This is a genomic window from Ensifer adhaerens (assembly GCF_020035535.1).
Taxonomy (GTDB): Bacteria; Pseudomonadota; Alphaproteobacteria; order Rhizobiales; family Rhizobiaceae; genus Ensifer.
On record NZ_CP083351.1, the window covers coordinates 208,428 to 232,912 of the forward strand.

The 24,485-nt window shown below is 58.3% G+C and carries 22 protein-coding genes and 2 pseudogenes; 13 read left to right on the top strand and 11 right to left on the bottom strand.

All coding sequences use genetic code 11. From position 1 onward, the window contains the following. Positions 1 to 287: 287 nt before the first annotated feature. From LAC81_RS35665 to LAC81_RS38490, 6 genes are all read right to left on the bottom strand, one after another. Positions 288 to 890, bottom strand: coding sequence for a cytochrome c oxidase subunit 3 (locus LAC81_RS35665; protein ID WP_223730912.1), 603 nt, complete (start codon positions 888 to 890; stop codon positions 288 to 290). Continuing rightward, positions 887 to 2,800: a cytochrome c oxidase subunit I gene (ctaD, locus tag LAC81_RS35670; protein WP_223730913.1), complete on the bottom strand. Its 1,914-nt coding sequence runs from the start codon at positions 2,798 to 2,800 to the stop codon at positions 887 to 889. The genes LAC81_RS35665 and ctaD overlap by 4 nt, the downstream gene beginning before the upstream one ends. Next, a complete protein-coding gene (coxB, locus tag LAC81_RS35675) occupies positions 2,797 to 3,789 on the bottom strand; it encodes a cytochrome c oxidase subunit II (RefSeq protein WP_223730914.1) in 993 nt (330 codons plus the stop codon). The genes ctaD and coxB overlap by 4 nt, the downstream gene beginning before the upstream one ends. Next, entirely contained in the window at positions 3,786 to 4,346 is a 561-nt protein-coding gene (locus LAC81_RS35680; RefSeq protein WP_223731037.1) for a c-type cytochrome, read from the bottom strand. Before LAC81_RS35680 ends, coxB begins: the two co-directional genes overlap by 4 nt. A gap of 68 nt (positions 4,347 to 4,414) precedes the next feature. Further along, entirely contained in the window at positions 4,415 to 6,808 is a 2,394-nt protein-coding gene (locus LAC81_RS35685; protein WP_223730915.1) for an FdhF/YdeP family oxidoreductase, read from the bottom strand. A 1,316-nt stretch (positions 6,809 to 8,124) separates the two neighbouring features. Beyond that, on the bottom strand, positions 8,125 to 9,213 hold the full coding sequence (locus LAC81_RS38490; protein ID WP_328717968.1) for a DUF892 family protein: 1,089 nt from the start codon (positions 9,211 to 9,213) through the stop codon (positions 8,125 to 8,127). Between the two features lie 80 nt (positions 9,214 to 9,293). On the opposite strand from LAC81_RS38490, the gene LAC81_RS35695 reads away from it, so the two are divergent. From LAC81_RS35695 to LAC81_RS35710, 4 genes are all read left to right on the top strand, one after another. Further along, entirely contained in the window at positions 9,294 to 9,506 is a 213-nt protein-coding gene (locus tag LAC81_RS35695) for a hypothetical protein (protein WP_223730916.1), read from the top strand. A gap of 709 nt (positions 9,507 to 10,215) precedes the next feature. Next, positions 10,216 to 11,052: an alpha/beta hydrolase gene (locus tag LAC81_RS35700; protein WP_328717963.1), complete on the top strand. Its 837-nt coding sequence runs from the start codon at positions 10,216 to 10,218 to the stop codon at positions 11,050 to 11,052. Positions 11,053 to 11,149: 97 nt separating this feature from the next. Beyond that, a complete protein-coding gene (locus LAC81_RS35705; RefSeq protein ID WP_223730917.1) occupies positions 11,150 to 11,608 on the top strand; it encodes a RidA family protein in 459 nt (152 codons plus the stop codon). Between the two features lie 75 nt (positions 11,609 to 11,683). After that, positions 11,684 to 12,412: a gamma-glutamylcyclotransferase gene (locus tag LAC81_RS35710; RefSeq protein ID WP_223730918.1), complete on the top strand. Its 729-nt coding sequence runs from the start codon at positions 11,684 to 11,686 to the stop codon at positions 12,410 to 12,412. Between the two features lie 40 nt (positions 12,413 to 12,452). Here the strand turns inward: LAC81_RS35710 and LAC81_RS35715 are convergent, their stop codons facing one another. Continuing rightward, complete coding sequence (locus tag LAC81_RS35715; protein WP_223730919.1) at positions 12,453 to 13,352, bottom strand: LysR family transcriptional regulator; 900 nt, start codon at positions 13,350 to 13,352, stop codon at positions 12,453 to 12,455. A 111-nt stretch (positions 13,353 to 13,463) separates the two neighbouring features. Between LAC81_RS35715 and LAC81_RS35720 the strand changes: the two genes are divergently transcribed. From LAC81_RS35720 to LAC81_RS35760, 9 genes and pseudogenes are all read left to right on the top strand, one after another. Further along, positions 13,464 to 14,396 (top strand): VOC family protein, encoded by a 933-nt coding sequence (locus LAC81_RS35720; protein WP_223730920.1) that lies wholly within the window; start codon positions 13,464 to 13,466, stop codon positions 14,394 to 14,396. Positions 14,397 to 14,710: 314 nt separating this feature from the next. Then, positions 14,711 to 15,400, top strand: a complete 690-nt coding sequence (locus tag LAC81_RS35725) for a hydrolase (protein WP_223730921.1) — start codon at positions 14,711 to 14,713, stop codon at positions 15,398 to 15,400. A 64-nt stretch (positions 15,401 to 15,464) separates the two neighbouring features. Continuing rightward, a complete protein-coding gene (locus LAC81_RS35730) occupies positions 15,465 to 15,743 on the top strand; it encodes a XapX domain-containing protein (protein WP_113536219.1) in 279 nt (92 codons plus the stop codon). After that, entirely contained in the window at positions 15,743 to 17,728 is a 1,986-nt protein-coding gene (locus LAC81_RS35735; RefSeq protein ID WP_223730922.1) for an amidohydrolase, read from the top strand. The genes LAC81_RS35730 and LAC81_RS35735 overlap by 1 nt, the downstream gene beginning before the upstream one ends. Before the next feature lie 160 nt (positions 17,729 to 17,888). Continuing rightward, a pseudogene (locus LAC81_RS35740) lies at positions 17,889 to 18,330 on the top strand (DoxX family protein). Positions 18,331 to 18,362: 32 nt separating this feature from the next. Continuing rightward, positions 18,363 to 18,521 (top strand): annotated as a pseudogene (locus tag LAC81_RS35745) (MFS transporter); the annotation flags it as partial. 304 nt (positions 18,522 to 18,825) lie between these two features. Next, positions 18,826 to 19,257: an Hsp20/alpha crystallin family protein gene (locus tag LAC81_RS35750; RefSeq protein ID WP_223730924.1), complete on the top strand. Its 432-nt coding sequence runs from the start codon at positions 18,826 to 18,828 to the stop codon at positions 19,255 to 19,257. Between the two features lie 10 nt (positions 19,258 to 19,267). Continuing rightward, positions 19,268 to 19,672: an Hsp20/alpha crystallin family protein gene (locus LAC81_RS35755; RefSeq protein WP_223730925.1), complete on the top strand. Its 405-nt coding sequence runs from the start codon at positions 19,268 to 19,270 to the stop codon at positions 19,670 to 19,672. A gap of 25 nt (positions 19,673 to 19,697) precedes the next feature. Beyond that, a complete protein-coding gene (locus LAC81_RS35760; protein ID WP_223731040.1) occupies positions 19,698 to 20,198 on the top strand; it encodes an Hsp20/alpha crystallin family protein in 501 nt (166 codons plus the stop codon). A 50-nt stretch (positions 20,199 to 20,248) separates the two neighbouring features. On the opposite strand, the gene LAC81_RS35765 is transcribed toward LAC81_RS35760, so the two are convergent. From LAC81_RS35765 to LAC81_RS35780, 4 genes are all read right to left on the bottom strand, one after another. Beyond that, a complete protein-coding gene (locus LAC81_RS35765) occupies positions 20,249 to 20,512 on the bottom strand; it encodes a hypothetical protein (protein WP_223730926.1) in 264 nt (87 codons plus the stop codon). Positions 20,513 to 21,074: 562 nt separating this feature from the next. Beyond that, on the bottom strand, positions 21,075 to 21,458 hold the full coding sequence (locus LAC81_RS35770) for a PRC-barrel domain-containing protein (RefSeq protein WP_223731041.1): 384 nt from the start codon (positions 21,456 to 21,458) through the stop codon (positions 21,075 to 21,077). A gap of 55 nt (positions 21,459 to 21,513) precedes the next feature. After that, positions 21,514 to 21,876, bottom strand: a complete 363-nt coding sequence (locus tag LAC81_RS35775) for a response regulator (protein WP_223730927.1) — start codon at positions 21,874 to 21,876, stop codon at positions 21,514 to 21,516. After that, positions 21,863 to 24,427: a PAS domain-containing sensor histidine kinase gene (locus LAC81_RS35780; protein WP_223730928.1), complete on the bottom strand. Its 2,565-nt coding sequence runs from the start codon at positions 24,425 to 24,427 to the stop codon at positions 21,863 to 21,865. The genes LAC81_RS35775 and LAC81_RS35780 overlap by 14 nt, the downstream gene beginning before the upstream one ends. Between the last annotated feature and the right edge of the window lie 58 nt (positions 24,428 to 24,485).

The following is a 24,485-nucleotide window of genomic DNA, read 5'->3' on the forward strand; positions in this document are numbered from 1 at the left end:
CAGCAGCAGCGACGCTGCTCCCTGCAACGACAGAGCGAACACAAAAGCCAGTCCGAGCAGGTGGCCGCCATTAAGGATGAACCGCTCGGTGCCCAGTGTCGGTTGCGAGGCCGATCGGGAGGCCGCGATAGCGGCAAGCGATATGATCAGCAAAAGTCCGCATGAGATCGCCGACCAGGAGATGCCCTGTCGACAGTCGACAACGGGTGTGATTTGTCCAAGCTGTGTCGCCGCTGCCCAGGCGATGGGAGGGAGGATAAGTCCAGCATGGCGTAGCGAACGTGCAGTCATAGGCGCGGTACCCAGTAAAGGCACAGGAATAACGGTAACCACGTCGCGACAACGAAGTTCCAATACATCGCATTATCGGAGACATCTCCGAAACGGCGAGGATTTTTGCCATGACGTGAAAACATCAGGCAGGTTAAAACCAATGTGTCAACGAGGTCGGTAAGAATATGCGTCGTGTGTAGGCCGAGCATCACCCATACGATCGACCCATAGGCGTTCCGATCCCATGCGATCTGCATAGCCGAAAACTCAAAAATGCGCAGTGCCAAGGGAACCACGCCCATTACGACCATGACGATCAGCCCGATGCGTACTCTTTGAAGGTCTTGTGTCCGCGCCCATCGAGCGATGAGGATATTTGGTAAGAGACTTAAAAGAAGGACAGCCGTAAGCAGAGTTCCAGGAAGGAGATCGGGCGGCGGCGCGTTGAGTGGCCAGCGCGGCGCCAGGGCCATGAGATACAGGTAAACTGCGACCGTGAGGGCAAAGCCGGTGCCCTCGATCAGCATGAAAGCGAGCGTCCCCCACCAAGTCGGGCTCGCGGTGCCAAACCCGTGTGCCGGCAATGTCGTCAAGTCCTGGGCGACGTAGGTTTTCATGCATCGTCCTCCGGCGTGCCTTTCGGCCAGAACCAACCCGTAAGAGCAATTGCGACCGGGATCGAGCCCCAAACAACCGCCCATGGCGTGAATATTGACCAGATCAGCAGTATCGACGTCGCGACAGCCGACCAGAGCGGCCAGATGGAAGCGGTGGGCGACGACTCGCGAGCCTCCGGACGAGCCTCTATGACAGTGCTGACGATTAGCTCGCGACGGTGAACACTGAGACCACAGGCAACATCAAGCACATGGGGATTATCCATCAAAGGCTGGAGGCTTTTGACAACCGGCAAACGACTGAAATTGTAAGCGGGTGGCGGTGACGATGTCGCCCACTCGAGTGTTGTGGCACCCCAGGGATTTGCCGAGGCGGTACGACCGGATCTGACGCTGCGCAGTGCGTCCATAAAAAACAAGAGGAATCCGACGGCAAGGAGGAGGGCACTTAAGCTGACAAACAGGTTTAATCCGGCCCACGGCATTTCGGGCTGATATGTATAAATTCGTCTTGGCATGCCTTGAAGTCCGAGGATGTGCATGGGGAAGAAGGTCAGGTTAAAGCCTATAAAAATCAGCCCGAAGACCCAGCGACCCAGCGTCTCGCTCATCATCCGACCCGTTATCTTCGGGAACCAGTAATAGATGGCGCCCAGCAAGGGGAATACGGCGCCTCCAACAAGGACGTAGTGGAAATGGGCCACGACGAAATACGTATCATGGACCTGCGTATCCAACGGCACTGACGCCACCATTACGCCGGTGAGGCCACCCACAACGAAGGTGACGATGAAGCCGGTCACGAACAGAAATGGCGTCTTGAATACTGGTTTGCCAGCCCAAATGGTTGCGATCCAGCAAAAGACCTGAAGGCCCGCAGGCACCGCAATTGCCATGCTCGAAGCCGTGAAAAAACTCTCGCCCACACGCGGCAGACCCGCGACGAACATGTGGTGGACCCAGAGGCCGAAGGAAAGGATTCCGGTAGCGACGAGCGCCACGACCATCGCGAGATATCCGAATACAGGACGGCCGGTAAACGTCGCAACGATCGTCGATACCATTCCGACAGCCGGCAGGAAAATGATGTACACTTCCGGATGGCCGAAGAACCAGAACAAGTGCTGCCATAAAAGCACGTCACCGCCTTCGGCGGGATTGAAAAAGTGCGTACCGACGAGGCGATCCAGGATTAGGCTCGAGCTTGCGATCATGATTGCCGGCATTGCCAGGATGACGAGAAACGAAGTCACCAGCATCGACCAGACAAACAGGGGGATTCGGTCGAGCGTCATTCCAGGCGCGCGTTGTTTGAACACCGTCACGACGATTTCAACCGAGACCGCAAGCGCGGACAATTCGGTAAAGGTAATCATCTGAGCCCAGATGTCGGCTCGCTTTCCCGCCCCATATTCTGGCCCTGAAAGAGGCACATAGGCAAACCAGCCGACGTCAGGACCTGCGTCGATTGCAAAGGCCACCCAAAGCAACAATCCTCCCGCAAGATAGACCCAATAGGAAAACGCATTGAGACGCGGGAACGCGATATTGCGCGTGCCGACCATGAGGGGAACGAGATAAACGGCTATTGCCTCCATCACCGGCACGGCAAACAGAAACATCATGTTGGCGCCGTGCATCGTGAAAATTTGATTGTAACGGTCGGGCCCAATTAACCTGGCTTCCGGCTGCGCGAGTTGCAGCCGCATGGCGATCGCCAGCACACCGCCCAGAGCAAGGAACACAAATGCGGTCACGATGTAGCGGCGACCGATGATTTTGTGATCGACCGTTGAAAGAGCGCCCCAAATCCCCGACGCCGTATTCCACGTGGCCGCCAGACGGCGGTTGAGTTCCGCGTCTTCTAGCAGAGTGTCGCGAAGATCTGGGTCCTCAGCCGTCGTGGTCATTTGAGGCTTTCCATGTAAGCAGAGATGTTCCGCAGTTCCACACTGCTCAACGGTACGACCGGCATGTTGTTGCCGGGCTTCAGGGTTTGTGGATCGGCAATCCAAGCCGCGAGCGATCCGCGCGTCGTTTCAAGCAGGCCGGTCGCAATCGTTGCCCGGTCTGCCACGTGTGTGAGGTCCGGACCGGTCTTACCTTTGGCCGGCGTGCCTCTGACCGTATGACAGGCGGCGCACGGTTTGGCCAGGAACGTGACCTTGCCCGCCACAGCATCTGGCTCCTCGGATGACACACCATCGCTTCGCTGCGCTGCTGCCCACTGCTCGAACTCGCCAGGGCTTTCGGCAATGACGGCGATGGCCATATGGCTGTGTTGGAGCCCACAAAATTCCGCGCACTGCCCTCGGTAGATGCCCGGCCGCTCAGCACGTAGGAGGAGAGCGTTCGATCGTCCTGGTATCATATCCTGCTTTCCAGCAAGGCTCGGTACCCAGAATGAATGAATGACATCCGAGGCTTCAAGCACGATGCGGACATCCTGTCCGACCGGAATGTGGATTTCATTTGCTGTTTCAAAGCTGCGGGAAGGATCCGGGTCAGTATAAACGACCTGCCACCACCATTGCTTTCCTCTGACCATAATAGTGAGGCCGGCGGCATCCGGGCTACCAATGTTGCGCGTCGTTAAAAAGCTCCAGATGGTCAGCCCCGAAATGACGATGACGGTCGCTCCCACAGCAAAGGCTACAATCGCCGTCAGCCGTTGATCGGACGGTCGCCAACCTTGTATCGAGCGGTCGCGCAGGAGCCCCCAGGCAAGCGCTGTCATCACCAGAATCCAGACAACGAAGCACATGGTGATGAAACCGATGATCAGTTGCTCGAGGTGGATCGCAGGAGCTCCCTGGGCCCCAAGCGCCGACTGATTGGCAGTGCATGCGCGGGTTATCGCAACGGTCGACATAACAATGAGCAAGCCGGACGATTTCATGGTGATTGCCCCTGGTTCGGGTGGACCGCCACCGGCCCCTCTTGAAAGAGGATCGCTGCGGGCCTTCTGTTTTCGGCTGGCCTTGTGTGCGCATCGTCGTTTCTTCCCGTCGCCGCCATTTTTGCCTGATAGGCCCCGATCGTCTGCACATATCCGGCAAGTTGCCAGATCTGCTCGATCGTCATCCTATCCTTGAAGGCCGGCATGCCCTGTGGTCGACCGTCTCGAATAGAGGCGACGATCGATACGACCTCCGGTCCGTAGAGCCACCAGCCATCGAGGAAGGATGGTCCACCATTGCCGCGACCATCGCCATGACAGGATTGGCACCCAAACCAGGTATAAAGGCGTTTGCCCTGGCTAAGACTGTAGGAGTCGGCTTCATACGGCTTGCCGCGCGCAAAATAGCTTTCAGGCGGTGCTCCGCTGATGCCGTTGGGCATCAACCGCAAATTGTCCAAATCTGCAGCAAGAGCGGGTTCTAACCGGAACTCTCTTGGCTGGCGCTCCCAACCGAGCAATGCGGCCGCAGCTATGGGGATAAGCGACGCCATCATCCATCGTAGCCATTTTCGTTCGTAAAATGCCCTTCGGATCATGGCGCGTCACCGAACACAGATATTCTTCATCCAGATCCCCTTGGCGACCGCAAAAGACGCACCGGAAGAAGCTTGTAGGACGGCGTCTTAGATTTCGGGTCGTGGTGGGGCAGCGGAAAGAGAGGGTTGGTCTCGGGATAGTAGGCCGCGCAGCAGCCTGAGGGGATATCGTAGGAGACGATCCGCATGCCCGCCACTTTGCGGATGGTATCTGTGTCGATTGCGGTCGTCAGGTCGACAGTATCGCCATCGGCAAATCCTAGGCGCACAATGTCATCTTTGTTCACAAAGACCACTTTGCGTGAGCCGCGGACCCCACGAAAGCGATCGCTGTAGCCATAGATCGTTGTGTTGAATTGATCATTCGATCGCAACGTTGCGAGATGTAGCACGTCTGCGCTCTGTGAAGTCGAGAACTCTGGAAAAAGGGCTTTCGGCGTGATGAAGTTCGCCTTTCCTGATTTCGTAACCCATTTGCGCTCGCGCGCGGGTAGCGGTCGCGGAAACCCACCGGGTTGGAAGAGCCGTTCGTTAAAATTTCGGAACGTCTCCGGATAGGTCTGTTCGATGGCGTCGCGGATCTTCGAATAGTCGTCGACCCACATATCCCAGGGAACATTCGTGTGACCAAGCGTTGCCTTCGCGATACCAGCGACGATCGCCGGTTCCGAGAGCAGTTCGGGGCCAGCTGGCTTCACTTTGCCCCGAGATCCATGAAAATGGGCAACGGAGCTTTCCATCGAGACCGCCTGCGGGCCGGTCGCTTGTTCATCGATCTCGATGCGGCCGAGACATGGCAGCAGATAAGCGATCGCGCCATGGACAACATGGCTCCGGTTAAGCTTGGTGGCGACCTGCACAGTCAGGCGCAGCTTGCGCCAAGCCTCTTCCATAGCCACGGTTTCAGGGGTAGCGCGCAAGAAATTGCCGCCGAGACCGATGAAGGCGCGCGATTGGCCGCTCATGATCGCTTCGCAGGTCTCAACGGTCGAGCGCCCCTGCCACCGTGGCGGTTCAAATTGGTAAAGTTGGGAGAGCCTGTCGAGTGGGACGAGCCCGGGCTTTTCCGTGATCCCGACTGTTCGCTGCCCCTGAACGTTCGAATGACCGCGCACCGCACAGATGTTGGCACCCGGCTTACCAATATTGCCGCGCAGAAGGGCGAGGTTGCAGACCATTTGAACGTTTTCGACGCCCATCAGGTGTTGTGTCAGTCCCATGCCGTAGACCATCATAACAGCGTCGGAGTTCGCATATGTGGCCGCGGCTTTCTGCATTTCTTCCTGAGTAAGCCCGGAAATTCGCTCCAACTCCGACCACTGAAGCATGCGGGCCGTCTGAGCGAACTCGTCGAAGCCCGTCGTGTGCTCCTCGATGAAGTCGTGGTCGAGCACGTTCTTTTTGTCAGCGGCCGCGATCGAGGCCGCGAAGGCGACCATGGCAGCGTTTTCCGCATCCTTTGGTTTGTCATCATTGCCTGTGATGCGACTACGCCCCGATGCTCTCAACTCATCGTCAGCTTCTATCAAGGCTTTGCAAACGCCAAAGAGAGCCGCGATATCACCGCCGTTCTTCACCTGATAGTATTCAGAAGAGATCGTGGTTTCCTTACCAGTCAGCATTTGCGATGGCGATTGTGGGTTGACGAAGCGCTCCAGCCCGCGCTCGCGTAAAGGATTGAACGTCACGATCTTCACGCCTCGGTTGACCGCGTCTTGAAGGTCATGAAGCAGGCGAGGCGACGAGGTCCCAACATTCTGAGCTATGTAGAAGATGCAATCCGTGTTTTCGAAGTCGGATAGGATGGCCGTACCCACCGAGGCGCCGATGCTTTCCGGTAGCGCCACCGAGGAACTCTCATGACACATGTTCGAACTATCCGGCAGGTTATTGCTGCCGTACAGGCGGGCAAACAGCTGATACATGTAACTTGTTTCGAGTGACGCTCGGCCAGACGTGTAAAAATCCACGCGATCAGGTGCGAGGTCGCGCAATTCATTGCCGATTTCTTCGAAGGCATTTGCCCAGGAAACGGGGACATATTTGTCCGTCTCGGCGTTCCAGCGCATGGGATGCGTCAGGCGGCCTTCTTCTTCAAGATCATGATCGGACCATCCTTCGAGCTGATGAAGGGTGTGCGCACTGAAGAAGACTCGGTCTGCCCGTCTCGACGTCACTTCCCACGCCGTTGCTTTTGCCCCATTTTCGCAGAACTCTAGTGGATGTGTCTTGGCAGGTTTCGCCCAGGCGCAGCTGACACACATATAGCCGTCCGGCTTGTTCTGGACCGACAAGATTGTTGGCGCCGTCACCACTACGTGTTCTCGCAGCGTGATTTCGGCGACGGACTTTGCCGAACCCCAACCGCCCGACGGTCCCCTATAGGGCTTTATCCTAGGCACACCTTGTTTAAATGTCATGTCCGCCTCGCGGAGATGCGGCAGAGCCAGCTCGATCAGCGCTGCTGCGGCTGCCGATCAAATGGTTCAAACTCGCTTCGTTTATCTATGTTCCTTTCGATAATGTGATGAGCATCTGAATGCCGTTCCCAGCCTGCTCTGCCCAAATCGACGCATCGACTGATTTAGTGTTGAGGCGCTGCGGTATAGCTCGGCCTGCTAGGACTGTCACGATAGCGAACACCTAGCTAAAGGACCGCCTCGCCACCGGGGCCGGAGGTCGTTTCACGCGAGCACGGGCCGCAACCCGGTCGATCTTCGATGGGCAAAATCGAGATCTTCGCCTTCGCTGGGGGGCGGAGTACGATGGGAGTTTCTGCGTCCACTCGTCTAGTTCCCCTTCTCGGATCTGCACCTTAGACCCCAGGGTTGGGGTCGGCATGACGTCATTTATGGTCGTTCGTGCCTTGGCTGTTGGCCCATTGACGCATCCCGGTTTTTACGCTCGCTAGTGCAACTGCCGGTGGGAGCCGCTCTTGTTGCTATTGGAGTTTTGCTGCAGTCGTTTTCGCGGCTGCTCAATTCTCGTTTATCCTCGTTGTTATGGCTCTGTGCAGTCTTGCGATGTTGTTCGCTAGGGCCGCTTGGCTGCGCTGATTTGGTCATTTTCGTTCTCCTCAGTGTTGTCCAACCGATTGATGACCGGGGCGAAACCAAGTGGGGCGGATCAAAGAAAAACGCGGAAGGGAATGCCAGACCGATCGCTGCATCGCGCACCGGTATGTTGATCGGACGTCGCCGTATTGGCCTTGAGAGGTTAGTCCAGTTCGTCGATGATCGGCAGCTGCGGCCTGGACAGTGATGTCAACTGCTTGTCGACCAGCCGTCAAAGCGAGGATCGGCAGACGTTTCTGCTCAAGCGGAGCGACGCCATGCGACCGGCGGGGCCGCAGCTGATATCCTGGTCGCGGCGGTCCGCCTGCCTGTCGAACATCTGAGTGCCATCTGACGAGATACGATCTCGACGTCATCCCCGAAGACGTGAGCGATATCCCGACGCGGAAGCCTTTGCCGATGCGGCAAGTGGTAGATGCCATCAGCAGCCAGACTAGCGCGGCGACCGTCACCGAACTTCTGGAGTGAGGAACATTCCCAAAGTGGACTGGTTCTGAGGGGAGAGCGCAGGACGCGCGCAGCAGTTCGGAAAGTATCGATGGCAGCGTTTTTCTTATTAGCAGTTATGTGGTTACCGCTCGGTTTGGCTCTGACGCTGTTGTGGTTCGGTCCTTTTGGGAGAGAGGAAGTAAGACCGCCCGCGCGTCCCACGATTTGGTTCGTCACCCCGAAAACTTAGCGCGTTTCGTCTCGGTCGGGATGCGGCGTACCATGCCGCGCCTGAGGAAATCAGGTTGCGTTCGCTTGTTCGTGGATTTGGCCTCGGCAAACTGTGTCAGCGAACTGTCGATTTTTTCTTCTTCCACCAGCGGCTGTTCGAGCAGGTTGGCGACATCGCGCTTTCTCAGCTGCAAAGCCCATGACCGCACGGTTCCGTAACGAGCGATTTCACAATGACCGACGGCTGCGCAGCGCCTAAAGGCCCCGCATCCATGCGGGCGAGTCTTTGAATTTCTACACCATTTCCTCACTCTCTTTGATAAGGCCGCCGCCCATCGCGCGACAGGTTTTCCGCATGCGGGGTTGTCCAGCAACACTAGCCTGTCCACTTGCAGTTCTGTTTCCTGGAGATGCTTATCGAACGCCGCCTTCCCCGACTGGTCGCCGGATATGGAATACTTCTGACCGCTCGCGGCATCTTGAAACTCTTTGCAGCTGCGCCATAAATAGTAGTTCGTCTGTGTCTTCGAAAAACCAGACAGAGGGCCCTGGATCTCCCCGTTTCGATCCGGGGCCTTTTTTTTATCGCTCTGCTCACGACCTGCGCGGCGTTCGATACCAGAAAAGCCACAAGCGCGACGGCTGTTCCCTATCGCGCGATCTTCATGCGACGCCCGCGAGCCGGCCTCATGCCGCGCCGGACGGTGGCCTGCCTTACCTACAAAGAGGTAAGTCGACCGAAAGGAGCGACGTTCGAGGCGCGTGCCTCGGCACGCAATCCGAGATCGGCGCAGGAATGACCATCCTCGACGAGCGGGATCTGCGCGAGCCGATCGGCTAGGTGGTCGGACAACCGCATCTCGCCTACATGCTGGCGACCATCTTTCACGAAACCGCCTCTTCGGCCAGGAACTGCTCTGGAAAATACGGACTGCAGTCTTCGTCGGGTAGGGGCTTGCGGCTTCACTCTTGCCCGCCGATGGCCACCGGTTTGATCGCCGCGCTCGCCTACGTTGGGACGCGTGGCTCCGAGGCTGTTCATGCGATGGTTCGGGGCGAAGGTGGAGAGGGGATAATACTTGCGCAGGAATCGAGGTTCAGAAGTGGCTAGGGCTGTTCTCTATCTCGCGCGTGCAGATGGGAGTACGTTGAACGCGGAAGGCGGTGCGTCATGGCTTGCTATCTCCGCGCAGACCTGGACACGGCGCGCAAAACGGTCGCCATGAGCGAAAGACACATCATCCTGCATGAAATTCGATTAACTCGGTTGCGGATGGCAGGATTGCCGACTGCACACGCGGAGTGGGCGCTTGCGGAGTTCAAGCGATTGTTGATTGGGCATAGAGAACATCTCGATCACATTGAGAAATGGCTGCGCCATTAAACAACTGAAGCCTCGCAGTGTAGTGGCCCCTAAATCCCTGAACACGATCTCCCACTTGTTAAGTGTTAGGAGTAAGGTGCCCATTATGACCAGTCACATACCTAAGATAGAAGTGCTGTCCGGCCCGGAGCGGGATCGGCTGAACCGAAACTTCGAGCGGGGTGTCGATCTAAAGATTGGACTTGGCGTTGCCTGGAACGTGGAATTAGGAAGGTCCGACCGCATCTGGCGCGGCCGAGGAAGGTGAGAGGAGGAGGGTGCTTGATCCACCCTCATTTCGCGGTCGGCCATTGGTTTAGCTCCAAGCCACTGCGCGATGCGTCTGTACGAGACAGACAGCGGCGTTTGCCTCCGCGTGAGCATTCAGGAACTCGGCTGATCGGACCGTAGCGTGGCGAGATGTTGAGGAACCATCGGACCATCGATCGCCTCACCGTTTCAAATTGCGCAATAAAATCGAAACTATTGGCGCAATTGTGAGCGCCCTGCGCTTTCGGCAGTATCAGCCCGTCAGACGAACTTAATGTCGGCTGAAGCCTCAATGAAGAAGCCGCCGGTAGACGAAATGACCCAGACCTTTTCTTCCATCACACGCAGAAACGCACTTCGTTCCGCAGGTGCCGCCCTCGCAACCATGGCGCTTTCACCGTCCCTCAATCTGGCAGCCAAGGCTGCATCAGCATCAAGCTTAACCGAAGGAACCAAGACAATGGCATATGTCACCACCAAGGACGGCGTCGAAATATTCTACAAGGACTGGGGTCCGAAGGACGCTCAGCCGATCGTCTTCCACCATGGCTGGCCGCTGTCGTCGGACGACTGGGATGCCCAGATGCTGTTCTTCCTGTCAAAGGGTTATCGCGTCGTTGCTCATGATCGCCGTGGGCACGGACGTTCCGCCCAGGTTTCCGACGGTCATGATATGGATCACTACGCCGCGGATGCCTTTGCCGTCGTCGAAGCGCTCGACCTTAAGAATGCCGTCCACATCGGTCACTCGACGGGCGGTGGCGAGGTCGCCCGCTATGTCGCCAAGCACGGCCAGCCGAGCGGTCGCGTCGCCAAGGCGGTTCTCGTTTCCGCCGTACCTCCACTGATGCTCAAGACTGAAGCCAATCCTGATGGCCTGCCGATGGAAGTCTTCGACGGTTTCCGTTCGGCGCTTGCCGCCAACCGCGCGCAGTTCTTCCGCGACGTTCCGGCCGGCCCGTTCTACGGCTTCAACCGTGATGGTGCCACAGTCCAGGAAGGCGTGATCCAGAATTGGTGGCGCCAGGGCATGATGGGCGGAGCGAAGCCCCATTACGATGGCATCAAGGCTTTCTCCGAAACCGACCAGACGGAAGACCTGAAGGCCATCACGCTGCCGACGCTGGTCCTACACGGCGAAGACGACCAGATCGTGCCGATCGAAGACTCTGCGCTGAAGTCTTCCAAGCTTCTGAAGAATGGCGCGCTCAAGACCTATCCCGGCTTCTCGCACGGCATGCTGACCGTCAACGCAGATGTCTTGAATGCCGATCTCCTGGCCTTCGTGAAGGCCTGATCGCTCCGGCGGCGGGTGCGGCCTCCCAAGCATCCGTCGCCTCCATGTACCACGCGTGCGTACTCGGCGCGCCATCATTCTATGCAAGGAAGCTATCATGACGAACAGCAAACCATCCAAAAAGGTAGAGAACCACGGCGTCGCCTGGGAGCGCGCCTTCGGATACGTTCAGGCCGTGCAGGTCAAGGACACGATCTATCTCTCGGGCCAGTTGAGCCACGATGACGACGGCAATCTTGTCGCTCCGGCGGAACTCGATGAGGATAGGCGGCCTGTGGACTTCTCGCAGATGGAGAGCCAGATCCGCCAGACCTACGTCAACGCAAAGACGCTGCTGGCCAGATACGGTGCGACCCTCGATGATGTCGTTGAAGAGACGCTGTACGTGCTTGATGTTCCTAGCGCCTTTGCCGCTGGATCCAAGGTCCGCAAGGAAATGTACGGCACCGATGTGCCCCAGTGCGCCAGCAATCTCATCGGGGTTTCGGCGCTGGCTTTCCCCGAGCAGCTCGTCGAAATCACATTCCGGGCAATCATCAACCGACCCACTGATTGATCGGGCGGCAGCCACTCCAAGAACCGCCGGAGGCCATGAGCCGCCGGCGGCAAACTCGTTGAAACGGTTGACACGATGCCAAAGACACCGGCCGCCAAGGTGCCCGCACCTGCTACCATGGACCTTACCCCCGAGCTCGTCGCCACGACCATCAGGATTGTAAAAGACGAGGGCCCGGAACCCAATTGGCATCCGATCTCGCCTGAGCAGCTCGACGACCTCGTCTGCAGGGTTGAGGAAGAGGCCGGTGACGAGGAGATATGGGTGTTCGCGTATGGTTCCTTGATGTGGAACCCGGGTTTCGAGGTGGCCGCCAGCGAAGAGGCCGTCGCTTACGGCTGGCACCGTGCGTTCTCGTTGAGGATTGAGCGGCTGAGGGCCACCTCCGACGCGCCCGGTCTCATGCTCGCGCTTCGGCCAGGCGGAAGCTGTTCGGGTCTTGTCCTCAAGCTTGCGTGCACTAGCAAGAGGGAGGATCTGCGCACTCTTCTCGCGCGAGAGCTACGGTATGCCGAAGTGTGCGACATGGTGCGGTGGGTTTCAGTCAAGACACCGACGGGTGTGCGGCGGGCGCTCACGTTCTGGGCGAGTGGCAGGCAATCTGCGCTCACGCAGAAGATCCCCCTCGAAGAGGCGGCAGGGTTGATCGCGCAGGCCTGTGGACCTGCCGGATCTTGCGCGGAATACCTGCATCGGACGGTTTCAGATCTGGCGGATCGCAAAATCTATGATCGAAACCTATGGCAGCTACAGCAAATAGTCGCGGGTAGGCTTCGAGCGCTCCAACAGCATGATCCAATCTGAAACGGGTGTGCCAGATCATGGTGACGGGCATTTGCGTGCGTCAGTCCAACATGACCATCTTTGCCGCGACCTGCTCCTCGAAGAACTTGGAGAATGACGCAATCCTTGGCGGGAGGGTTTGGTAGGGCGGGTAGAACAGCGTCAGCCACAGTTCCGGCGGCGCCCATCCCTTGAAGACGTGGACAAGGCGACCGCTACTGATGTGATCGGCGATGTTGAATCCTGGAAGCAGCGCGACACCCGCACCGTCGGCGGCCATGTCCGCCAGAACCTCTCCGCTGTTCGCGCTGAAGGCTCGACCTGCCGAAATCGCGATGCTTGACGCACCGTCCGACAGCACCCAGTTCTCACGCCGGCTTTCGCCGCTGTACGCGAGGCAGTCATCGGGCTTCAGTTCGTTCGGGTGCTGCATGTCGACGTATCTGCTTCCGGGAGCGGCAACCAGGATGCGCGGCACCACCCGGATCTTCCTCCAGATCGTGAACTTGTCCGAAGGCTGCGACGAGATGCGGATCGCCAGATCGTAGTCGTCGTCGACGATGTTCACCAATCCATCGGACAGCGAAATCTCGAAGCTCATCTTCGGATAGCGTTCCTTGAACCCAGACAGGATCGGCGGCAGCACTGTCTTGCCGAACCATGTCGGCGCACTGATACGCAGCCGGCCCTCGTCCGACTTGTGTGCGTTCATTACTTCGCGCCGCGCCTCCTCCAGAGTCTTGAACGCTGGCTGGATCTGCGCCGCAAAGATTGCGCCGTCGGTTGTCAGCGATACCTGTCTTGTCGTGCGAACGAAGAGCTGCACGCCAAGTTCCGCCTCAAGCGCGGCGATCGCCCGTGTGACGGCTGCGGGCGTCATATCCAGTTCGCGGGCGACCTGGGCAAAGTTCCGCTTCTCAGCCGCGAGCAGAAAGGTTCGGAGAGCTTTGTAGTCGTTCATCTCATTGTTTCATGAATTGCAATTCAATCAAAAGGAATATTGCAATTCTGAACGACGATCAACGGGCCTACATTCTTATCAACACCGGAACACAAACCGAGAGGCTTCAGGATGATCAAGGACATCAAGGGACTGCACCACGTGACTTCGATGGCATCGGACGCGCGGCAGAACAACCGATTCTTCACCGACACGCTCGGTCTTCGTCGCGTCAAGCAGACTGTTAACTTCGACGACCCGAGCGTCTATCACCTCTACTATGGTGACGAGGCGGGCTCGGCCGGAACGGTGATGACCTACTTCCCATTCCCGAACATGATGCTTGGCCGCCCCGGTGTCGGTGAAGTCGGCGAGACCCAGTTCTCCGTTCCCGAGGGATCGCTGAAGTTCTGGCAGGATCGCTTCACAACCAAAGGCGTGGACGGTCTGGAGCGCGATACTGTCTTCGGCGTCGACCGACTCCGTTTCATGGGACCGGACGGCGACAGCTTTGCGCTTATCGAGTCCGCTGACGACAAGCGTGCTCCATGGCTGGCAGATGGTATTCCAGATGATGCAGCCATCCGCGGTTTCGCTGGCGCGCGCTTCAGCCTGCGCGACACCGCTGCAACGGAGGAGCTGCTCGGCTTCATGGGCTACGAGCGCGCCGAGAAGGAGGGCGACGTCGTACGCTTCATCATACCCAACGGTAACGGAGCGGACACGATCGATCTACTGGCGTTGCCAAAGACGCCGTTCGCGCGACAAGGTGCAGGTTCGGTGCACCATATCGCATTCGCCGTCGACAACCGCGAGAAGCAGCTAGAGGTGCGCAAGGCGCTGATGGACACCGGCTACCAGGTCACCCCCGTCATCGACCGCGATTATTTCTGGGCCATCTACTTCCGCACGCCGGGCGGTATCCTCTTCGAGGTCGCCACAAACGAGCCTGGATTCAACCGCGACGAGGATACAGCTCACCTCGGGGAAGCCCTTAAACTTCCGGCCAGATACGAGGAATACCGCGAACAGATCCAGGCCAATCTCGTGCCGCTGGCGGTATAAGCAGCAGTCACCGAAAGTTTGGAAACAGCGCCGTGATCCGAAAGGATCGCGGCGTTCTTCCGTTTCTAACGTGCCCTCCAAGCAACCATTGTTGCAAATATAGCAATTCAATCAAAATTTTTATTGCAATTCCTCGGGTGGTAGCGACGCGGTAAGTTTGTTTTCAGCCGCCAAGACGACGAGTGCATCGGCCCGGAACGGAGCCAGCAACACTCAAAGAATTGCAGAGCGAGCGCCGCTCGACGGCGTCCGATCGACCGCTGCTGACCATTTTCTGGCACCGCACACGGGCCGCAACCGAAGAGGAAAGAACCATGTCCAAGCTTGAAGTCCTGACCCCGGCGAACAGCCAGCTCATCTTCATTGACCAGCAGCCGCAGATGGCCTTCGGTGTCCAGTCGATTGACCGCCAGACGTTGAAGAACAATGTCGTCGGCCTCGCCAAGGCCGCCAGGATCTTCGATATCCCGACCACGATCACCACGGTCGAGACGCAATCCTTCTCTGGCAACACCTTTCCCGAACTCCTTGCCGTTTTCCCGGAGAACGACCTCCTCGAGCGCACGTCGATGAACTCCTGGGACGATCAGAACGTCCGTGACGCTCTGGCGAAGAATGCCTCCACCGGCCGGAAGAAGATCGTCGTCTCCGGTCTCTGGACCGAGGTCTGCAACACTACTTTTGCTCTTTCCGCTCTCCATGATGTTCCGGAATACGAGATCTACATGGTCGCCGATGCTTCCGGCGGCACTTCGGCGGACGCGCACAAGTACGCGATGGACCGGCTGGTGCAGGCAGGCGTGATCCCGGTCACCTGGCAGCAGGTCCTGCTCGAATGGCAGCGCGATTGGGCGCGGAAGGAAACCTACGATGCGGTCACCACGCTGGTGAAGGAGCATTCCGGCGCCTACGGCATGGGCATCGACTACGCCTACACGATGGTTCATGGCGCAGAAGAACGCGTCAGGCATGGCAAGCGCATCGGCCCGAACCCCGCAAAGTAGGGCCCCGATCCAACCGCTCCGGTCACACGGTCGGAGTGGCCCTTTCGCAACCGGAGATCATCCCATGAAGCTCTACCTCCTATCGCTAGGCGCAGGCCTGCTTGTTGGCATCGTCTACAGCCTGCTCAATGTCCGCTCACCCGCGCCGCCCGTTATCGCCCTCGTTGGCCTTTTGGGCATCCTGGTCGGCGAACAGATCATCCCGCTCGCGAAATCTCTCTGGACGAGGGAACCGGCGGCCATTTCATGGATCCATCAGATCAAGCCACACATGTTCGGTCATCTGCCGAAGGGCAACGAGGTTGCTCATCAGACGAAGGTTCATGTAGGGGAGCGGAGCTGATGACGACGCGTCGATCCTTTCTTGGAGGCGCATCGAGCCTTGCTTTCTCGAACCTCTTCTCACCGGCGAAAGCCGCCGATCCCAGCCAGACCGGAGTAACCACGGTGCAGCATCCCGACTTGATCCTCCACAATGGCCGCGTGACCACTCTTGACCGAACCAATCCGAATGCGACAGCGATCGCCATCAAGGATGGTCTGTTTCTCGAAGTCGGATCCGACAGCGAGATCATCGCGCTCGCAGGTTCCAGCACCAGGGTCGTTGATCTCAAGGGCAAGCGTGTCCTGCCCGGTCTCATTGACAACCACACCCACGTCGTGCGCGGTGGCCTGAACTACAACATGGAACTGCGCTGGGATGGCGTGCGCTCGCTCGCCGACGCCATGGACATGCTGAAGCGCCAAGTGGCGATCACGCCTGCGCCGCAATGGGTGCGCGTGGTCGGCGGCTTCACCGAACACCAGTTCGCCGAAAAACGCCTCCCCACCATCGAGGAAATCAACTCAGTCGCGCCCGACACGCCTGTCTTCCTCCTTCATCTCTACGACCGCGCGCTGCTCAACGGCGCCGCTCTTCGTGCCGTCGGATACACCCGCGATACGCCGAACCCGCCTGGCGGCGAGATTACGCGTGATGCCAGCGGGAACCCCACGGGCATGCTTCTCGCCAAGCCGAATGCAGGCATTCTGTATTCGACACTTGCGAAGGGTCCGAAGCTTCCTCTCGACTATCAGGTCAACTCGACCCGCCACTTCATGCGCGAACTCAACCGCCTCGGCGTGACAGGTGTCATCGATGCAGGCGGCGGCTTCCAGAACTATCCCGACGATTATGAAGTCATCCAGAAGCTTTCCGACGAGAACCAGATGACGGTACGGCTGGCCTACAACCTCTTCACCCAGAAACCGAAGGAAGAGAAGCAGGACTTCCTGAACTGGACGCAGTCAGTCAAATACAAGCAGGGCAATGACTACTTCCGCCACAACGGCGCCGGCGAGATGCTCGTCTTCTCGGCCGCCGACTTCGAGGACTTCCGCCAGCCGCGTCCGGAGATGGTCCCGGAAATGGAAGGCGAGCTTGAAGAGGTCGTCCGCGTCCTGGCGGAAAACCGCTGGCCCTGGCGTCTGCATGCCACCTACGACGAGACGATCTCTCGAGCCCTCGACGTGTTCGAGAAGGTCAACAAGGACATCCCGCTCGAAGGTTTGAACTGGTTCTTCGACCACGCAGAAACGATCTCCGACCGCTCGATCGACCGGATCGCCGCCCTCGGTGGTGGTATCGCCACGCAGCACCGCATGGCGTATCAGGGCGAATACTTCGTCGAGCGCTACGGCCACGGCGTCGCGGAAGCGACACCGCCGATCAGGAAGATGCTCGACAAGGGCGTGAACGTCTCGGCTGGCACCGACGCCACCCGCGTCGCCTCCTATAATCCTTGGGTTTCGCTATCGTGGATGGTGACTGGCAAGACCGTTGGCGGCCTGCAGCTCTATCCGCGGGCCAACTGCCTCGACCGTGAAACCGCGCTGCGGATGTGGACGGAAAAGGTCACATGGTTCTCCAATGAGGAGGGTAAGAAGGGGCGTATTGAGAAGGGCCAGTTTGCCGACCTCGTGGTGCCGGACAAGGATTTCTTCTCCTGCGCCGAGGATGAGATCTCCTTCCTGGTATCGGAGCTGACCATGGTCGGCGGCAAGATCGTCTACGGCGCGGGCGACTTCAAGACGCTGGACGAGAACGACATCCCGCCTGCGATGCCCGACTGGTCGCCTGTCCGCAAATTCGGCGGCTATGCGGCCTGGGGTGAACCGGAAGGGGCGGGCGCTCGTTCCCTGCGCCGCACCGCGATCTCCACATGCGGATGTGCGAGCGATTGCGGCGTTCACGGCCATGACCACGCCGGTGCCTGGACATCCAAGCTCCCGATCGCCGATCTCAAAGGTTTCTTCGGCGCTCTCGGCTGCTCCTGCTGGGCGGTCTGAGCAAACTTCAGCTCGGGTGATCTGGTCACCCGAGCATCACTCTATAATTGCAGATTTTGCAATTAAATCGAAACTATTGCTGCAATTGTTGGTAAGGCGGCAACCAGACAATATCGCTCCATCGAACGCAGCCGCTCGCGGCGACCACGCAGGAGCAGATATGATCTACCAATCTCTAAAATCCGACTCAGTCCGGAGCGGTTTGGCACGCGTCGTCGCCTCGCCTGTCGTGCGGACAGCTTCGCTGCTGGCACTTTGCGCAGCCTATATCCAGGGTTCGCTCACCAAGATCTTCGACTTCAATGGCGCGTTGGCGGAGATGGAACATTTCGGCCTGCAGCCGGCTGCGTTCTTCGCAATCGCCGTTATCGCATTTGAACTGACGGCTTCCGCTCTGGTGATCTCCGGCTTCCTGCGGTGGGCGGGTTCCCTGGCGCTCGCCGGCTTCACGCTTCTCGCGACCTTTATCGCGTTGCGCTTCTGGGAGATGGCCGGGCCTGGATCGCATGATGGTGGCCAACGCCTTCTTCGAACATCTCGGCCTCGCTGGCGCATTCCTCTTCGTCGCCGCATTCGACTTATCCAAGGGAGCAGGCAAATGAGCACCGCAAAACCATCTGGCGGCACCTTCGCTTTTCTCAAGCAGCCTGTGTTCGCGGTCTTCTGGATCGCAACCGCCCTCGACAATACGAGAAACTTCGTGCGCGATGTTGCGAGCTCCTGGCTGATGACGGACCTGTCGGCATCCCCTGCCGCTCGTCCCGGGGGGCAAGGGCTGCCCGAGCAAGGATGATCAACTCTCAAGCAAGCTCGGCCCTTGAAACGCCCGCTTTGCTCACCTACCTCAGGTCTGCCGGATGCCCCTCTCGGATCCTGGCACGGGAACGATGGTCCACTCATGCGCTGGACCTGGTTCGGTTCATATCGCTTCGCAAGGAGGATATGGTCCGGCGACTGCCCGACCTCCCTTGCTTAGCTGTTGTGCGATCCACCGCCTCGGTCCCGTCCCGTCCGTTTCCGACCGTTCGACCTCCGGTCTGCACGTCCTTTGCACGTTGCAAGGAACGATGGCTGGTTTCATAGGAAGGAGGATGCACATGCTCGTATCGGATTTTGGCCGCATCGGTTTCGATCCATTTGTGGAAGTGCGGCACATGCAGCAAGAAATGAATCGGCGCTTGTCCGACATGACAGCCAGAGCCGCCCAGGAGTTTCCCCCCATCACGATCTGGATGGGTGAGGACAGCGTGGCGGTGACCGCAGAATTGCCTGGAATCGCGCCTGACGAGCTCGATCTCACGGTTCGCGAAAACACGTTGACGTTGAGGGGGCAGCGCCCTCCGACGGAGGAGAAGAAACCCGTCTGGCACCGGCGCGAAAGAGTGTACGGAAACTTCTCTCGAACGGTGCAATTGCCTTTCCGCGTCGATCCAGAACAGGTCGAGGCGCGTTTCGCAAACGGGCTTCTTGAAGTCGAGCTACACCGGCCTGAGACGGATCGGCCGAAGAAGATCCAGATCAAGGCATAAGGAGGGAAAAATGGCTCAGGAACTGAAAACAACCGAACGCCGGGCCCCAAGCAGGCTCGACGGTGGCGAACCGACCCATTCGCGCCCGGTGTTTATCCCGCGAACCGATATCTATGAGACAGAGGACAATGTCGTGGTTCTTGTCGACATGCCCGGCGTGGCCTCGGAGGGCGTCGACATCACGCTCGAAAAACGGACGCTGGCAATTCGCGGATACGCGACGGACCAGCAGCACGACAACTATCGCCAAATCTACGCCGAATATGGCGCGGGCAATTATGAGCGCGTTTTCACCCTGTCGGAAGATATCGATCGGGACAGTATCGAGGCATCGCAGAAGAATGGCGTGCTGCGGCTGGTCCTGCCGAAGGCTGCGCCGGCAAAGGCGAGGAAGATTAAGCTGAAGATGGCATAATTCGTCCGAAGGAAGGAGGTTGGCCATGCAGATTAGAGATCTCATCCCCTGGGGAAATCACAAGGGAAGCGAAATTACGAAGTCAGAAGAGGGAAGCGCCATCTTTTCTTTGCAGCGCGACGTGAACCGTCTGTTCGATGATTTCTGGAAGCGGCTCGATCAATCGTTCGGCGCTTTCGGTCGTTGGGATAGCGGCGGGCCGCGAACGGACGTCACGGAAACTGACAGTGCGCTTGAGGTTTCGGTGGAACTTCCTGGAATTGATCAGAAGGATGTCGAGGTCTCCTTGACGGACAGCGCGCTCACGATCAAAGGGGAAAAGAAAAGTGAGCAGGAAAAGAGCAAGAAGGGGCATCACTTGTTGGAACGCTCATACGGGTCCTTCTGCCGCTCGATCCCGCTACCGTCGGGCGTCGACACGGGCAAGGTTGCCGCCCGCTTCAAAGACGGCGTTCTGACCGTGACGGTTCCAAAAACGGAGGAAGCGCTGTCGCGTGTTAGGAAGATCCAGGTGAAGGCGACCTGAGGCCTCACGGTCGGCAGATGCGGCCCACGAAACCGCCGTATCTGTTACGATTACTGCAGAGATCTCGTCCGTGGATATGCCATGAGCGAAGCGCGGGCGCGGGCGAGATCTTCTCGAGCGACGGTCAGCATCTGGTCTGCGGTATCCAGAGCCGCGAAAGCAGCCGCGGTCGGATTGGGCCGCTCCGCAGTGATGCGAACCCAGACGCGGTCGATTTCAGCAAGAGCCGCGCGAACATTCGCGATCGCTCGTTCGATGGCATCGTAGAGAGCAATCTCCTCTTCGGAGACGATTGGCGAATTGTCACCGGTCATCGATCTCTTGCGTCACCCGGGTCCATTGTGCCTGTTCGAATTGCAAAACTACCACAAAGTGCGCTCTATGTTAAACCGCCGTGGCGACGATCCGATCGCAGGCGAAACCTCGACAGAAACCGTGCTCCCCGATGGCGGTGTACTAAATGCCGCAAGGCGTGAAAGTGCAACCATGGAAACGATTGGTGATCGTAGGTTCATTGCCAATCTTCGCCTGCCTCCAACATTTTCCTGCACGGATAGGCTATCTGGTAAAACCGGATTCAGCGCGACGGGCTTCGCCCCTCCCGATCAAAGTATAAGCCGAGGAATATTAACGGCGGCCACCAGACCGCCGCCGATCAGGGCAGAGGTGTTGTCTGCATAAGGGTGAAGGACCTATGCTGGATGTTGCACCAAACGTAACGGCCGCGGACCCGAAAAAATCAGCCCGACAGTCGCCCGGTCCGACCGTGAAATCGTGGCTAGACCGTCAGAAAGCAGGCGCTCCGGATCAAGTCCTCAGCCTCGCGCCTGAATAGATTTCGGTGCAGCCTTCTCATGTACTTTGTCTTCGCCCGGATCACCGTTCCCAGCGACCTGCGTATTTGAATTCAGGCGCTGCCTTGAGCTGATCCTTAGCCGGATCCATCACCGCTGTCCACTTTTTGTCGTTTTCGACATAAGTGATCTTGACGGCCTTCGGGCTCACAATCACGTAACGATCGCCCATTCCGAGAAACCCGCCAACCGACACGATGTAGCCCGTCAGCTGGTCTTTCGACAGGATCAAATCCTTGATCTCGCCGATCGTCTCGTTGGCATTGTTAGTGACATTGAGGTTGATGAGGTTGTAGCTCAGCACGTCGGTCGGCTTCGCGGTAACGAAGGTTTCGGTGGTTGTGGTTGCTGCGGTGCGCTTCGCGACAAGTCTCCAGCAGGGGTGAAATACGCCCCTTGAGTACACGAGGCCAAAAAGATAACACAGCAACGGGATTGCGGAACCGCAGTGACCGAAGACGTCACCGGACCAGCGCCGCAATCACTCGCTGCACATCCTCCGTGACGTAAGGTTTCGCCAGCGTCGGAACGTCCGCAAACTCACGTTCCAGACCATTTCCGCCATAGCCGGTCGCAAAGGCAAATGGGATACCACGCTCCCTCAACATTTTGGCGATCGGGTAGCTGGGTTGGCCGTCGAGGTTGACGTCGAGAATTGCCAGATCGAACGTTCCCGTCTGCGCGATGTCGCAAGCCTGGCGCAGGTGCGAGGCGACAGCGCTCACCGCATGGCCGAGATCTGCCAGAATGTCCTCCATCAACATTGCTATCAGTGCTTCGTCCTCGACGACGAAGATGCGCAGCTTCCGTTCAAGGGCGTTCATGTATGCTCGTTCCGTCTGTCGGGGTTATGTCGATCAACGGGGCATCCAAGGTGAAAACTAGTCCTGATCGGGGAAATAATAGCGCTACCTGGGCATCCAATTCACGAGCCAATGCCTGTTCGAGTAGGCGGCTGCCAAATCCCCTTTGTACCGGCGCGGTGACATCCGGGCCGTCTAACTCGCGCCAGGTGAGGTGAAGTCTTCGGATTTCCCCGCTGCCTGTGATACGCCAATCGACCGCCACCTTGCCGGAATCGCCTGATAGGGCGCCGTGTTTCACCGCGTTCGTACCAAGTTCATGAAATGCCATGGATAGGGAAAGCGCGAGCTTCGGCTTGAGGCGGCACAGCGGTCCGGAGGCCCGAAGGCGGATTCCCGGCTCGGGGCAAACCGCCTGGAAGGAGCGATCCAAAATGTCGCGGATATCGGCGCCCTCCCAACTTTCCTTTGTCAGAAGGTCGTGCGCCCTAGCAAGCGCAACGACGCGGGTTTCGAAGCGTTTAAAGCTCTGACTAGCCCGTTCGCCGCGAAATGTCTGAGATGCCAGCGACTGTACGGTGGCAAGGGTGTTCTTCACCCGATGGTTCAGTTCGTTGATGAGCAATTGGCGACGGCGTTCCTCTTGCCGCCGCTCGGTAATGTCGCGCGCAATTTTCGATGCGCCGGTAATCTCGCCGCTCCCGTTTTTCAAGGGCGAGACGGTCAGTGAGACATCGATCAGACTGCCATCCTTGCGCCGGCGCGCTGTTTCGAAGTGTTCGATATGCTCACCTCTGCAGATCCGCGCGAGAATTTGGGGTTCCTCGTCCTGCCGGTCGGGCGGGATAAGGATCGTGATCGGCTTGCCAACTGCTTCCTCCGCTTTGTATCCGAAGATCCGTTCGGCAGCCTGGTTCCAGGTCTGAATGACGCCCCGAACATCCTTGCTGACGATGGCATCGTCTGAATAGGTGACAATTGCGGCCAGCCTCTCGGCATATTCCTGGGCCTTCTTCCGATCGGAAATATCGATCAGCATGTTGATGGCGCCGATTAACTTGCCGTCGCTATTGTGCAGAGGAGTGGGGTAGGGGATGAAAGGGACACGCGTGCCGTCGGGCCGTTCCGCAACCGCTTCTTGACCACGAATTGCCCGGTCTTCCTTGATGGCAACCGCCATCGGGCATTGGTCGTGCGGCAGAAAGCTCCCATCCGTGCGGTACAGGCGCCAGGTGACGCACCATTTATCCCCCAGCGCTGGAGTGCGTCCGGCCATTTGCACAGCTGCCTTGTTGAAAAAGGTGATACGGCCGTCCGCGTCCGTGGTATAGACGGCCGCCGGCAATGCCTCAAGCAAATCCCCGAAGTTCTTCTCGCTCTCGCGAATGCGGTCCTGCATCCGCTCGGCATCGGTGACGTCGATCAAGACGCGCACACCGTACCGAAACCGCCCGTCAGCATCTCGCACGGACGAGCTGTGAACGTCCAGGTATATGGAAGATCCGTCTGGCTTTATCGCCCGCTTTCGGACAACATAACTATCAATCTTACCTTCGATTTGCTGTGCGTAAGAAGCCTTGTCCCGCTCTCGATCAACGGGATCGGTGTAGTCGAGAAACTTCATTGCCAACAATTCTTCTTCCGAGCGTCCGAGCATTCGGCAAAGTGCTTCGTTCACACGTACAAGGTGTCCGTCCGCGTCCGCCTCCGCAATGCCGATGGTTGCAGCTTGGTAGGTCGCGGCAAGACGTTCTTCGCTTTCGCGGCGTGCGGACTCGGCCTCGTGAACATCAGTGACATCTGCGGTGAAGCATTGGGTGTTGGTAAACACGCCGTTCTCGAAGCGGCCGCTCGAGGTAATCAGCACATATTTGATCCGCCCGTCTTTGGTGCGCAACCTTGCTGGATAACGATCGAGGGTCTCTCCAGCTTTCAGTTTGTCAAGGATGTCTGATACTGTCGAGCGATCTGCGTGGAATTCTCCGATATGCCTGCCGACATACTCCTCCGCGGCATAACCAAGCAAGTCAAGCTCAGCCCGGTTCGCGCCTCGAATGGTCCCATCGTCGCCCACGATATGCAGTGCAACAGGGGCGTTTTCGAAGAAATCTTCAAGGTCGGCGGCGTGGCGCCCTTCGAGATCAGGAGGTTTCTGCCGGGAAACGTCGTGGAAGCAGTTAATTGCTCCCTCTATTCTGTCATGGCGATCGCGCAGCGGGCGGACGTTTACCAACGCATCGAAGCGAGAACCGTCTGGCCGCTCCATGGTCACGAATTCGTTGCGCGTTTGGCGGCCAAACCGTATCGCGTTCGCCATCGGAGAGTCCTCACGCGGCCAAGCCGATCCGTCGAGGCGGTAGAGGCGATGTGACCCGCAGAAACGCTCCTTCGCGTCCTGCAGCGGGGGATGCCTGCCCCACAGACGTGCGGCTTCTCCATTGTAGCGGATAAGATGTCCTTCAACGTCGCACACATAAACTGCACCGGGGATCGCATCCAGAATAGTCGCTTCGCCGGCCAGGATGGCTTCGTAATCACTCGGTGGTGGACTTAGGGTTTCGGCGTTCGTCATTCGGGGCCCCAATAGCGTCCACGTCCCTCGCATGCATGCGAAAAAGACCGGCAGCAAG